This is a genomic window from Lysinibacillus sp. NPDC097231, assembly GCF_044761885.1.
Lineage (GTDB): Bacteria > Bacillota > Bacilli > Bacillales_A > Planococcaceae > Lysinibacillus.
Window position 1 is genome coordinate 49,901 of record NZ_JBIWDH010000014.1, and the last position, 13,452, is coordinate 63,352.

A 13,452-nucleotide genomic window follows, 5' to 3' on the forward strand; every position below is an offset into this window, starting at 1 on the left:
CGAAGCCACCCAGAACCTTAACCTTGCATGAACATACTAGATTGTGAATTAGCCTTATTGATCGCTTGCTCCATAGCTGTGAATTGTTTCCAATAACGTTGTTCTACACTTACCAAACGTTTTTGCATACTACTTATACGAGTATCTAAGTCAATCATACTTTTACCAATATTAAATTGGTTGTCAGTCATTGTCGAACGACCAGCTTTTTTCTCAATCTGTAATTTAAAACTATCAATTGAATCTCTTAAACGTTTTACTATTCCACGTGAATCAACAGTTTTTGATTGGCCAGTAACGGGATCAATGACAGTATCTTCGGCCTTACCTATCTGCGTAAACATTTTCGCAACTTGCTCTGGATCTTTTTCTAATGCGGCACGTAATTTAGTCTCATCAATTACTAATGTACCTCCATCAGTAACTTTGGAGGACGTTGTTATCCCAATTTCTGATAACGAGTCAATTGTACTATCACTTAATCCCCCTATTTCGCCCATGAAGTTTGCTCGCATTTTAGATAAGCCTTCTCTTAAAATTGAATCATTTCTTAGTAAACCACTTCTTGCTTTCTCTTCCCATAACTTAATGTCACTTTCAGACATTCCTTCTCTTTGCTCACTTGTTAGCGGAGCATAGTCACGATATTTAGTCTCTTTTAAAGAGTTATTTAAATCGGTTACTAATCCATTGTAAGTTGTCACAAACTCTTTGATTTTTGTCATCATCGAATCAATGTCATGGGATGCTGACACTGAAACACCGGCTGTAGTAGAGCTATAATCAGTATTAAATGTACCAGTCAACTTGATAGAATAGCCCTGGATATTTAAGGTGTTGGTTTGACTTTCCATTTCTAAATCATTAATTTTGTATTTAGCATTTGTTCCTGTTCCAGATAAGTTAACTGTTGCTTCTCCAGATGGATTAGCATCTGTGTTACTAACAAATCCAAGTTTATTGAATAATGTAAAGGCCGAATTATCGATACTTTCAGATTGATCGTCATTAACCGTTTTCACACTTTTCAATTGAATATCAGCATCCGCATTCGCTTTATTAGTCCCTGTATTATTAGCTGAGATAGACATTTGTCCGTTGGAAAATAAAGCTGTTACGCCTGCACCAGAAGAATTAATTCTTTTCATAAGAGAATCAATAGTATCAGTTGCTTTAAATTCAATAATAGTATCCTTCATTGTACCATCAGCTTGCACTGCACTTATCTTAAATTTCCCATCATTTAATAAACCTAAATGTTGTAGTGAGGTACTCGATGTAGGTGTTTCTGAAGTTCCGCCATGTGTAGCAATCTCTACTTGAGAAAAAGCTTTTGAGGAGCCACCTACAGTTTGGGATACACCAAGTTTAGCTAAATCTGTTTGGCTTCCATTATCAAATTGTAATGTCTTACCATCTTTTGCCTTAATATTTAATTTTCCTGTTTTGGCATCAAATGAAGCATCTAAGCCTTCAGCTTTTAAATCAGCTACTAAATCCGCTATAGTTTTATCAGGATCAATGTTTACTGTTTTAGATGCTTCTCCACCAATAGAAAATGTCAAACTAGATCCAGTAACTCCTAATTCACCTAAAGTCGTCGAAGATTTCGCTAAAATTTCTTTATTTGCATCATTAGGATCTTGTATTTTTATGGCAGAAGACGTATACGATGTTGCGAAACCTAACTGGTCTCTCAAAAATGCCGCGCTATCTACATCGGCTACATCTACTTTTTTCCCCTCTAAAGAGCCTAGTGAAAATCTCCCTGTTTTTTCATCATAGCTCGCTTTTTCAAAACCTGCCGCTACTAGTTGGTCGACTAAACCTGGCTGACTAGGAGAAGCCTCTCCTTTAGTCGATACTTTTGTATTAGAATCAATATTAATGAATTTCTCTTCCCCATCAACAATCAATTTGATTGTTCCTTGTGCAATTCCAAGATCCGTTACATTATCAGTAGCTGTAGCATTTCTATAAGTTGTCTGTTCTACTGTTTTTGCACCGGATGTCGCTGCAGTAGCAAGTTCTTTAACTCCTTGAATATTTAGAGAACTTGAAGCACCTGTACCAGCAGTAATGGATACTTTATCCGCATTAGCACCAGATATTGTAGTAGATTTTTTTACAAAATTACTAGATACTAAAAAATTATCGAATAAGTATTTACTAAATGTATCTATTTTTGTATTTACGCTACGATAAGCATCTCGTTGCCATTCATATGTTGTCTTTTTTTGTTGTAATTTGTATAGTGGTACTCGTTCTGCAGACATTAATTTTGCAACTATACCATCAATGTCCATACCCGAAGCTAAACCGCCAATTCTAGTTACCATTTTATTTCCTCCTAAATTTCTTAAATTTTTTCGTCTACAATCATTCCTACCATTTTTTGCATCTCATAGAAAGCATCTAATAATTTCTTCGGTGGGATCTCTTTAACAACTTCATTAGTATTTTCATTCACTACAGTTACATAATACTTTCCAAGACCTTCATGATATACAAACTTTGAAGAACTATAATTAGTTTTTAGAAAGTCATTAATTGCATCAACTGCTTGTTGCAGCTTTTCTGGTGATATATCTCTCTCTTCCCCAACAGCAGTTACCGTTTGTGGGATAGATTCAGTTGTACTATTAAGCTCCACATTACCTTGTACATTCGCAGTCTTCGCATTATTTGAAGCATTCATTGCATCGATTGATTGCCCCTGAGTAACAATACGCATTATCTTTAACCTCCTAAACATTTGAATTTCTTATATGTATTATCGGAAGTATTTTGTGAAGTTTCACGTTTTTGGATAAACAAAATGACTTAGTCTTTTTAAGTTTTATAAAGAGAAGAGAGACATGATGAAATAAATTGAAAAGGTAAATTTATGAGGTACTTAGTGATCAAATATATTAAAAAATAAATATGTCTGATCAAATTAACCTTAGTATAGAAAACCTTAATCTAGCTTCGTTATACAAACTCTTGTCATAAACAAATTTATATCTCCCATACTCTAATACGAATTTTAAATACTACATTTGCCTTGTTTATTAATTGAAGGAAGTCCGTTTATATCAATCCTCTTTTGTTTTTCTTTTTAATAGTCTTCGCAAAGAATGCTCGAACCTTTTTTGTAAATATGGGAGATTTAAAAAATGAATGGGTATTTTAAATCCCTCATATTTACAATAACAACTATATTATTTACCATTAAATTACCATTTAAAATTAAATATTGGAAGCTCATTTGTATAGTCTACAGTTATGACAGTCTGAGAAAGTTTCACCTGATAATTACTTTCTTTCTCTTTTTTATTAATATGATAAATATCCTCTGACATTATATAACCAACTAACTTTATAAAATCTGCATCTAATCCATGATTCGTTGACTTAAAAATTTCACCATCAACTTTTGTCTCATCAATAATGTGAAAATCACAATATGGTACAAATCGGAAAATTTCTTCTTTTTCTTTTTCAGATACTAAATTATCTGTAGTCCCTATAAAAGATTTAATATAAGAATTATTTTCAAATTCCTTATAAAGTGTTTTTAATGAAAGAGCTTCCTGATCAATTGCTAGTTTACTAACTAGATATTCGAAACTTACATTAAAAGTACAATTATTTATTTTCATAGCAAGTACTCTTTTATCATTTAAATAACTCGGTTGAATCCAAGCAGCGTTATCTATAATTAAACTCAGTAAATGTGGTGTTAGACGATTCACTAAATGCAGTAAATATGCTCCTTGCGATTGTCCCCATCCAATTACCCTTTTTTCATTGAATGTCAATTTATTTCCCTTTAATAAAACTTTTACTGCCTCTATTGCGGTAATAATATCAATCGCTTGCATGTATGATAGATCCGCAAATTCATCCAATGATTCATCTAAATTTTCTTGTGCGTACACATTTACTTGTTTTGTCGATAAGATTGATAGCAGTCTTTGAGGTTCATCTTTAATTTGTTGCATCTCTTCTTCTAAAAAGAGATGTGCAATTTCTGAAAAAGGTGTCTTTAAAATTAAATTTTCACCGCCTTGCATAAAACGATGACCGAAATAATCACATTGGAGTGTTACAACGTTATATAAATCCGCAAAATTTATAAGCATTTTTTTATATACCTTTGACTCAATGCTTGCTCCAAAACCTGGAACTAGTATAAATAAGCCAGTATTCTCGTTCACTCCTTGAGTAGGGATAACAAAATCAATTCTTAAATCGCGATCATTTGCACCAGTATAAATATTATAATGTGCTGGTATCTTTATACTTTGAATAGTTTCCATAATATAGTCCCTCGACCTTTTTCAAATAATATTAAGCATTTTAACATTATAATAGCTGCTAATTTTTGTTCATCGGAAATCACAAGCTACACCTCTTTATTAGATTTTCAATATTTTGGGTGTAGTTCACCTTTTAAGAGAGTCTAGTATCTTTCCTCCATCAAAAAAAGTATATAGAATAATTAAATATTATTATTCTCACATCGAAATGCTCCATTAACAGAAATATAATACAATATCCCTATTCAACACGCTCAGTAATTTTATTAAAACTCCTTCCTCTATTTATAAATCTTCAAATTTTATAGGCTCACCTGCAAAAAAGTCTTTTTGAGCTTTTTTATTTAGAAGATGATTATAAAATTTTGGCTCCAGACCGTAACCTGGTCGAACAATTTTAATATTATCTTTAGTAAATTCTTCACCTTTTTTTATATCATTAGATACATAAATAGAGCGACGGAATTTTAATGATGCTTTTTCCCTTTCTGTAGGACCATAAGTAACTTTCCCCATTGCCAACCAAGCTCGCTCTGTTTCTTCTACAAGTTTCTTCATTTCATTTGGCTCCATGGAAAAAGCTGCATCAACTCCACCATCAGCTCGATCTAATGTAAAATGTTTTTCAATGACTGTTGCACCTAATGCAACACTTGCTACAGCCACCCCAATCCCCAACGTATGGTCAGATAATCCGATTTGAACATCTTCAAACAACTGCTTCATATGTGGTATTGTTAAGATATTAGTGTTTTCAGGTGTTGCCGGATACGTACTTGTACATTTTAACAACACTAGGTCTTTACATCCTGCTTCCTTAGCCGTACGGACCAGCTCATCTAATTCGGCCAATGTCGCCATTCCAGTCGATACAATCATTGGTTTTCCTGTAGACGCAACTTTTTTTATAAGTGGTAAATCTGTATTTTCAAAAGAGGCAATTTTATAGAGTGGTACGTCTAACTCCTCCAAAAAATCAACCGCTGTTTCATCAAACGGCGTACTAAAAGCAATCATACCTAGTTCTTTAGCACGATCAAAAATTGGCTTATGCCATTCCCATGGAGTGTAAGCTTGCTGATATAATTTATACAAATTTTGCCCATCCCATAGACTTGTACTATCATTTATTTGGAAATCTGGATTATCTAGATTTAAGGTCATCGTATCTGCTGTATACGTTTGAATCTTTAATGCGTTAGCTCCTGAAGCAGCAGCAGCGTCTACTATTTCTAAAGCTCGATTTAGGGATTGATTATGATTCCCTGACATTTCAGCAATAATGAATGGTTTAGAAAGTGAGCCAATTTCAAAACTCTCTATCTCAATTTGTTTCATTTAAATCGCTCCTCTAGCTCTAAGTTCAATTCTATTCTCTTTTCTTCCCATTCTTCGGCAAATAAACTATAAATATAAATATCTTCGTAGTTTTCATTTCGCTTTATTTGTTTACGTAATGTACCATCTAATTTAAACCCTAATTTTTCATGAAAATTACAACTGATTTTATTTGATTCAATAACTTCCGCACAAAGTTTTCTAAATTTTAATTCTTTAAAAATAAATTCAAGAGAAGTATAGCCTAATAATAAACCTGTACTTTTTGGTGCTTTTTTTTCTCCTATATAAAAACCCCAATAACACCTATCGGAATATTCATCTATATTATTAATATTTATCACACCATAATCATCATTCTTAATACTAAAGATTTTAGAAAGTTTATTATTGTTATTCTTTAATTCATTGAACCAATTCATATGTTGTTGCCATAAAATAATGTTATCGTTAAACATTACAGATCTAATATGTTCTTGGTTGCGCCATGCTAAAATTTTTTCTAAATCATCTATAACTATATCCCTAAGTGATGCATTTAGCACTGTATTACATCCCTTCATGATATTAAATTAATACAACTTTTTCTAATACGAGACAATTCATCAGAATCTCTATATAATAGTTCAAGATTATTAAGAACTTGCTTACCATTTACTTCATTAGAGACACCTAGATAAATAATCGCCCCCTTATTTGCCACTGCTTTTGCAACTTCTACTTGATTCTTAGCAACAGCAATGACAATTGAAGGTAGTCCTAAAAAAACTCTTTCCCAAGTAGTAGCTCCACCTGCACCAATAGCTAAATCAGCTTTAGCCATTATTTCAGCAATATTATTAATTTGACAATAAAAATTAATATTTTTATGTGTAAAAGAAATATCTTTTATACGTTTTTTATTCTGATTTGAATTGCCTACAACAACATCAACCTCAAAATTATATTTTTCTATTAGGGGCATTATTGAATATAATATTTTCTCTGTTTCATTTGTTGGGTCACTACCACCAAAGAAAATAAATAATCTTTCTATCTTACTATTAAATGTTTTTAAATTCTTTTTAGCTTCGATAAATTCTTCTCGTAACAAAGCATATCTTGGCCCTAATAACATTCTTGTTGAAGAAGGGACCAAACCTTTATACCTATTATCCATATTTATATAAAAATTTTGATCAAGTAAAATATCGCAGTCGTGCTCGCGATTTGCCAAATCATCAATAACCATTATTTTTTTTGTAAAAGGCTGTACCATCAATTCCCATTTAATGTCAATTGAGTAGTGGTCGATAATTAACTTTTCCACAGAATTTTTTCGTATTATGTCAATAGTTTCCTTAGCATCTATTTCCCATTGTTCCGATACATATGTCCATAAAGAACCTTCATTAATAGGCAATTTAAATACATGGAAGCCTTGCTGTTCTATTAAATCTATACAGTCACCCTCTGCGCTTCTACAAATAAATGCAATAGTATTTCCTTCTTTTTCAAGTCTATGAGCTAAAGTTAAACAACGCATTACATGTCCTGTGCCTATTTCGAATGAAGCATCTACTCGTATAAATACGTTCATACTATCACCTATAATTTCTTTTGTTCAATATGAGCATTAATATGAAACCAATCAGGATTTTCTTTCATCACATTTACTGTGTCTTGTAAAGTGAATCGAGGATTTTTAACGTATAATGCTTGGATTATATTTTTAATCAGATCTAAATCCTCTATTGTATCTACTGTCCAGCGAAAATTGCTATAATCAAAATCATTAATCACATTAGCAATTTTAAAAATATCAGGATTTGTATAAAAAAACGCAGTTACATGCTCACGATCTCTTTCTAATGTTGCTTCATTATAAGCTTTTTCTAAAGCTGCAAACGTAAAAATTTCAGTATCTAACCCTCGCGGATATGTACGCTCCAGTGTATTAGAGACGTAATCGAAATAACCAAATTCTAGAAAAAAACCAATTACTTTATCAACTACATGTACATCAATGATAGGACAATCAGATGTAATTCTTACAATAGCGTCTGCGTGAAATTCAACTGCTGCTTCATAATATCTTGCCAATACATCTGTTTCAGAGCCTCTATAATACGGGCTATTTTGTTGTTCACAAAAAGCGACAATTTTATCATCTTGTTCTTCTCTTGTTGTAGCGATGACAAATTCGTCAATGAATGTACTATCGTTTAAACGCTCTAGCTGATAGGAAAGTAATGGCCTTCCGTCTATTTCTTTCAATACTTTCCCAGGTAAGCGTGTTGAGCCCATTCTCGCTTGAATAATTGCTACAACTCTCATTTACTCACCTTCTCCAACTCACTTAATACTGCTACGACTACATCATATACATCACTATCTGTCATTTTTGGAAAAAGCGGAAATGTAATCATTGCCTTATATAACGCTTCAGCTTTTGGCATTGAGCCTTCTTTATAGCCTAACTCCCGATAATATGACAATGTATGGACAGGTATATAATGCACGTTCACACCAATGTTTTGCGCCACTAATGCATCAAATACTTCCTTACGTGTTGCATTAAGTTTTTCAAGATTTAATTGAATAACATATAAGTGCCAGCTTGAATAACTATCTGGAAGTAGCTGTGGTGTTATTAATAACTCATTATCTTTAAACGCTTCATCATACATTTGTGCAATTTCACAACGGCGGGCAACAAAACGATCAAGCTTTTCCATCTGGCTTATTCCCAAAGCAGCTTGAATGTCTGTCATTCGATAATTGTAGCCCAAAAACTGCATATCATAGTACCAAGGACCATCATTTTTTTTTATTATACTTCTCGTATCTCTCGTAATACCATGTGAACGGAATTGTAATAGCTTTTTATAATAGAATTCATTATTTGTTGTAATGACTCCACCCTCACCGGTTGTGACATGCTTCACAGGATGAAAGCTAAACATCGTCATGTCACTTAATGCACCAATCTTTTGTCCTTTATACTTAGCACCTAGTGCATGTGCTGCATCTTCAATTACAATTAAGTTATGCTTCTTTGCTATAGCATGAATTTCATCTAGCTGTACAGGTTGTCCTGTAAAATGCACAGGAATGATTGCCTTCGTTTGTGGAGTGATATTCTTTTCAATTTCTGCTGGATTTATATTATATGTATCTTCCTTAATATCTGCAAAAACAACTGTACCGCCTACATAACGTACACAGTTTGCACTTGCCGCAAAAGTTATTGGTGTTGTTATCACTTCATCGCTTTCATCAATGCCTGCTGCAAAACATGCCCCATGCAAAGCAGCTGTGCCGTTTGAAAAAGCCACTGCGAATTTTGCACCTACATAATCAGCAACCTTTCGTTCAAAGGAAGCAATTGTTGGACCAGTCGTTAAGTAATCACTTTTTAAGACCTTTACTACTGCTTCAATGTCATCATCTTCAATCCATTGCTTACCATAAGGTAAATATGAATCTCTCATCGTCATTCACTCCTTACAGAATGGACTATTTTTTCTACCTAATTACATATATCTGACTCTAAAAAACAATAATTTTTATTAGGAATACCTTTGTAGAAATAAACTATTATGAAGGATCGAGTTTATTTGTTTAAAAGCCTCTTCTAATTCTTGTAAATAAATTTCGTGAATGTTAACAATACTTGATATCATTTCAGTTTTCACTTTTGTTTTATTAGAAACTTTTATACTAGCATTTAATTTTTCGTTTGGTATTTTTAAAGGATTCGATAAAAATAATTCAAAAAATGCATTATCTTGTATTAGTCTCATTTTATCGCTATATTCTTTTAAAGCATTAACTACCTCTGTAAAATCTTCTTGTTGTTTTATACTTCTTAAAGTTTCTTTTAATTTCTCATATTGTTCTATAAAATGAATACTTTCATTTCGAATCGAATTTAGCTTTTGTATATTTATTTTTTGTTTTCTTTCAACTTTCCCCCATTCTTGATAAACAACCTTTTTGTTTAATTCTGTTTTTAATAACTTGCTTAAGTTTTTAAATGGAGCGCCTTCTATTCGTGCACCATCTTTTGTAGTATTAATTACATGTAAATTTAACATTTGAATTGCTGTTTCCATATCGGATTTCATTTGTAAAAAATGTAGATTTGTTTTTACTTTATGACCATTTACATCGATGACTTCAATAACTGTTTTTTCATCTTTCATTTGTACTTTATTATCAGATAAAGTACTTTTTTCTTTATCGAATCGGTCGATTCCTTCTGCATAAAACTTTCCTTGTTTAAATGCAAAATTCTGTCCAACTAAAATTACTTTGCTTACTTGCAATACGTTTAATACTTGCAAAATTATTACTGCAATGGATGATGCATCGTAAATAATAGGGCATTGTAGTTTAGATAATAGCTCCTGGGTAAAATGATCTTGTGATGTGTTAAAATAAAATTTAGGACCAGTATAAAATTCCAAGGTTTCATAACCAACTGTTGTAGCATAAATCATTGGGATGTTATCAATATTACGGTTATAAATCTCCTCAAAGAGCTTATAATTATGTTGCTGTGGATCATACGTACAAACAGCATCTGGAATAATTACATTCTTAATTAAGGTTTTATTAGCTGAACCTACTGCAAATATATACGCAAGCCCTTGTTCTTTAATAGCTCTTAGGTTTTCTAACTCCTCTGTTAATGATGGACCTGCACTAACTAAAATTACAGGCTTACCTTTAAAATACTTCTTTTTTTCAAAAATACTTTGACTGTTTAAGGTTTCCTTAAAATTTTTTATAGCATTAATTGTCCAACGCATTGAAAATTCTGAGATTGTTGAAATATCATTCCCCGTTAAAAGTAAAAAGTTTTTGAAAGCCTCATTAAATTTTTTTACCTTTTCCGGGAATAAACGTTCATATACCGGTGGAGTAATGATGACGAACTTTTGATACACTATTTCTCGTAATAATTGCAATGATTGTTCAATTGGCTGTTGTGGATCTTCTACTAAAAAATGCTCCAATTCCTCTAATTGGATTTGTGTAGTATTCTTTTGATTTACACATAATTGTGCTATTTGCAAAAATGGCTCATAAACAGATACAAGTTTTTCAGGAAACTTTTCAATGAATGCCTGCAGAAAGTAACCTAATCCAACACCGTAAAAAATAATATGCTCTGCATGTTCAATTTTCTCATGTTGACTTTCTATAAAACGTTCTGCTTCTTGAATTGGATCATACTTACTATGTAGCATCACTTTTTTATTTCCTAATTCAACTTGAAGTGTAGGAATATCAAGTTTACTTGGTAAAAGTTCTATATTCATTTTTCCACCTACCTGTAATTGTATTTTACCTCTCCTATAAATATCATTTTTTATTATTTGGATTTCCTAGTTAATATAATTGATGAAATACTCTTTTTTACTTGATGTATAAACTATTTTCTGAATCTGAACTGATGTAGCTTACTGGCCTGCTTCATAAATTACTTCTATAAGTCTACATGTCCTCTAATAAAATACTCAATTGCTCTACTGTAAGCCATTCAATATTATTGTCACTCGTATAAGCAAATCCATCTGGTAATGACTTTCCACCTTCTGCATATTTCTTTGACCACCATGGAAATTCCGGTTGGATAATATAATAATCATCAAATTCAACCGTATGCCGTGCATCATCCTCCATAATCATCGCTTCATGCAACTTTTCACCTGGACGAATGCCAACAATCTCAATGTTACACCCCGGAGCAATAGCTTTGGCTAAATCTATAACTCTCATACTTGGAATTTTTGGTACAAAAATTTCACCACCATGCATACGTTCTAAATTATCAAGTACGAATTGTACTCCTTGTTCTAATGTTATCCAAAAGCGTGTCATCCGTTCATCTGTAACAGGCAATGTACCCGTTTCTTTTATCTTCTTAAAGAATGGCACAACACTTCCTCGACTTCCCACTACATTACCATAACGCACAACTGAAAAACTTGTTTTCTTTTCTCCTACATATGCATTAGCTGCCACAAAAAGCTTATCAGAAGCTAGTTTTGTTGCTCCGTAAAGATTTACTGGTGAACATGCCTTATCTGTTGAAAGTGCAATCACTTTTTCCACACCACAGTCAATTGCAGCTTCAATAATATTTTGTGCACCATTAATATTCGTTTTGACTGCCTCAAATGGATTATATTCACATGCATCCACATGCTTCATCGCTGCCGCATGAATGACGATATCAACACCATCGAATGCACGATGTAAACGCTCTTTATCACGAACATCACCAATAAAAAAACGCAAGCGTGAATCAGCAAACTCCTGCTTCATTTCGTATTGTTTCATCTCATCACGACTAAAAACAATTACCTTTTTTACATCTAAGGTTAAAATCTTATTAATAAATTTCTTACCAAATGAGCCAGTTCCCCCTGTGACAAGTACTGTTTTATTTTTAATAGTCTCCATACTATATTAAATACCTCAATTCAACTTTATTTTATTTAAACATATTAGCTACTTATTAAGTATATATCGGCTAAACTATGAGAATCTAAAATATTCAACAAAATACGTCACATCTATTAAAGATGTGACGCTATCTTCTTCAACCTAGTAATTTATTTCACAATAAAAAACAGATTGGTTATTTGATAAAATTTTAAAAATACAGGATAATTGAACTGTTAAGAAAGAGTTATTCTATATTAAATTTTTTATTCCAAACACCAAACTCATTTTGCTCAAATAGGTTGTGGTTATACCATTTGTCTGCTATTTCCCAAAATTCCTTAATTGTTATACCTACAAAGTCACAGTAATCATCAAGAATTTTTTGATCCAACTTATGATCTTTCTCATTCACTAACTTAATCGCTTCTTCTCTGGACATCTTTCCACTTCTAATATATCTTGACGCCATTTCAGTTGTACTTGAATGGCCAAACTTAGGATACTTAAACCATTGGTTAATTAAATATGCTGGACTATCAATTTGATTATAATTTTCTATAGTTCCTTCTCTAGCCCATTCATGTTCCATATGTCTAAACCCATGTCTCTTAGCAATTTCATAATTATTATGCGTATCCCATTTTACAAAATATGATAGATATATAGGCTCTAATTGTGCTTCTTCAACCTCATTAATTGTTGGCTGCTTTATACTATTTAAATCTTTCATTGTAATACCGTCTTCAAGCCATTTGCTCCAATCGATTGGTTTAACAACATCATTCTTGTATTGTTCTTTAGCTGAATATGTTTCTTCTTTTTGAGATCCTCCATATTCATAATTCACATTTTCCCCATATATCAGTAACTTCAAACCCATGTTCATACATAGTCTAACAGGAGATGCATAAATTGCTGCATCAATATACCATGTAGGTGATCCCAACTGTTGAAGTCCTTTTAACATCATTTTCTTACCAACTTTTTTATTTAACGAAAGTGTTAATATATCACAACCAAATGATTCAGAAATATTAGCTTTATTTTTTATTCCTGTTTCAGTCCAACTCCAGTTATCCACTGAAATCAATAATGGATTCATTCCCATTAGTTCTTTTATTACATACACTTGAAAAGTAGAATCTTTACCACCAGAAACAGCTATTGCACAATCATATCCATCCCCGTTACACCCTCGATACTTATCACATAGTTCCTTTAGTTCATTAAATCGTTTATCCCAATTAATATTTTTCTTTTTATCATAATTATTACATGCTTCACAAACACCATTTTTATCTAACCTTAAACCTGGTCTAGTATTTGGCATAACACACTTCTTACAAAACTTTATATATGTATTCATTCT

Annotated in this window: 11 protein-coding genes; all 11 read right to left on the reverse strand. The window is 32.3% G+C overall.

The features are described 5' to 3' along the window. Positions 1-17 precede the first annotated feature (17 nt). The 11 genes from fliD to ACIQXF_RS10530 all read right to left on the reverse strand — a co-directional run bounded on the left by fliD (position 18) and on the right by ACIQXF_RS10530 (position 13,449). Positions 18-2,339, reverse strand: a complete 2,322-nt coding sequence (gene fliD / locus ACIQXF_RS10480) for a flagellar filament capping protein FliD (protein ID WP_402782562.1) — start codon at positions 2,337-2,339, stop codon at positions 18-20. Between the two features lie 20 nt (positions 2,340-2,359). Next, positions 2,360-2,734: a flagellar protein FlaG gene (locus ACIQXF_RS10485; protein WP_402782564.1), complete on the reverse strand. Its 375-nt coding sequence runs from the start codon at positions 2,732-2,734 to the stop codon at positions 2,360-2,362. A gap of 484 nt (positions 2,735-3,218) precedes the next feature. After that, positions 3,219-4,304, reverse strand: a complete 1,086-nt coding sequence (locus tag ACIQXF_RS10490; RefSeq protein WP_402782566.1) for a DUF2920 family protein — start codon at positions 4,302-4,304, stop codon at positions 3,219-3,221. Between the two features lie 285 nt (positions 4,305-4,589). Continuing rightward, positions 4,590-5,642 carry a pseudaminic acid synthase gene (pseI, locus tag ACIQXF_RS10495; RefSeq protein ID WP_402782568.1) on the reverse strand — a complete coding sequence of 351 codons (1,053 nt, stop codon included), beginning with the start codon at positions 5,640-5,642 and terminating at the stop codon, positions 4,590-4,592. Beyond that, positions 5,639-6,187, reverse strand: a complete 549-nt coding sequence (gene pseH, locus ACIQXF_RS10500) for a UDP-4-amino-4,6-dideoxy-N-acetyl-beta-L-altrosamine N-acetyltransferase (RefSeq protein WP_402782570.1) — start codon at positions 6,185-6,187, stop codon at positions 5,639-5,641. Before pseH ends, pseI begins: the two co-directional genes overlap by 4 nt. A gap of 14 nt (positions 6,188-6,201) precedes the next feature. Further along, on the reverse strand, positions 6,202-7,221 hold the full coding sequence (gene pseG / locus ACIQXF_RS10505) for a UDP-2,4-diacetamido-2,4,6-trideoxy-beta-L-altropyranose hydrolase (RefSeq protein WP_402782572.1): 1,020 nt from the start codon (positions 7,219-7,221) through the stop codon (positions 6,202-6,204). 8 nt (positions 7,222-7,229) lie between these two features. Beyond that, positions 7,230-7,958, reverse strand: coding sequence for a cytidylyltransferase domain-containing protein (locus ACIQXF_RS10510; RefSeq protein ID WP_402782574.1), 729 nt, complete (start codon positions 7,956-7,958; stop codon positions 7,230-7,232). Then, entirely contained in the window at positions 7,955-9,115 is a 1,161-nt protein-coding gene (gene pseC, locus ACIQXF_RS10515; protein WP_402782576.1) for a UDP-4-amino-4,6-dideoxy-N-acetyl-beta-L-altrosamine transaminase, read from the reverse strand. Before pseC ends, ACIQXF_RS10510 begins: the two co-directional genes overlap by 4 nt. Before the next feature lie 78 nt (positions 9,116-9,193). After that, a complete protein-coding gene (locus tag ACIQXF_RS10520) occupies positions 9,194-10,951 on the reverse strand; it encodes a motility associated factor glycosyltransferase family protein (protein ID WP_402782578.1) in 1,758 nt (585 codons plus the stop codon). A 175-nt stretch (positions 10,952-11,126) separates the two neighbouring features. Further along, entirely contained in the window at positions 11,127-12,098 is a 972-nt protein-coding gene (gene pseB, locus ACIQXF_RS10525) for a UDP-N-acetylglucosamine 4,6-dehydratase (inverting) (protein WP_402782579.1), read from the reverse strand. 229 nt (positions 12,099-12,327) lie between these two features. Beyond that, positions 12,328-13,449 (reverse strand): N-acetyl sugar amidotransferase, encoded by a 1,122-nt coding sequence (locus tag ACIQXF_RS10530; protein ID WP_402782581.1) that lies wholly within the window; start codon positions 13,447-13,449, stop codon positions 12,328-12,330. Positions 13,450-13,452 lie beyond the last annotated feature (3 nt).

What these genes read in the sequence shown, in the direction of transcription:
- ACIQXF_RS10520 (WP_402782578.1), bottom strand. Translation starts at nt 10,951, where the DNA reads ATGAATATAGAACTTTTACCAAGTAAACTTGATATTCCTACACTTCAA.
- pseB (WP_402782579.1), bottom strand. Translation starts at nt 12,098, where the DNA reads ATGGAGACTATTAAAAATAAAACAGTACTTGTCACAGGGGGAACTGGC.
- ACIQXF_RS10530 (WP_402782581.1), bottom strand. Translation starts at nt 13,449, where the DNA reads ATGAATACATATATAAAGTTTTGTAAGAAGTGTGTTATGCCAAATACT.
- ACIQXF_RS10490 (WP_402782566.1), bottom strand. Translation starts at nt 4,304, where the DNA reads ATGGAAACTATTCAAAGTATAAAGATACCAGCACATTATAATATTTAT.
- pseG (WP_402782572.1), bottom strand. Translation starts at nt 7,221, where the DNA reads ATGAACGTATTTATACGAGTAGATGCTTCATTCGAAATAGGCACAGGA.
- ACIQXF_RS10510 (WP_402782574.1), bottom strand. Translation starts at nt 7,958, where the DNA reads ATGAGAGTTGTAGCAATTATTCAAGCGAGAATGGGCTCAACACGCTTA.
- pseI (WP_402782568.1), bottom strand. Translation starts at nt 5,642, where the DNA reads ATGAAACAAATTGAGATAGAGAGTTTTGAAATTGGCTCACTTTCTAAA.
- fliD (WP_402782562.1), bottom strand. Translation starts at nt 2,339, where the DNA reads ATGGTAACTAGAATTGGCGGTTTAGCTTCGGGTATGGACATTGATGGT.
- pseC (WP_402782576.1), bottom strand. Translation starts at nt 9,115, where the DNA reads ATGAGAGATTCATATTTACCTTATGGTAAGCAATGGATTGAAGATGAT.
- ACIQXF_RS10485 (WP_402782564.1), bottom strand. Translation starts at nt 2,734, where the DNA reads ATGCGTATTGTTACTCAGGGGCAATCAATCGATGCAATGAATGCTTCA.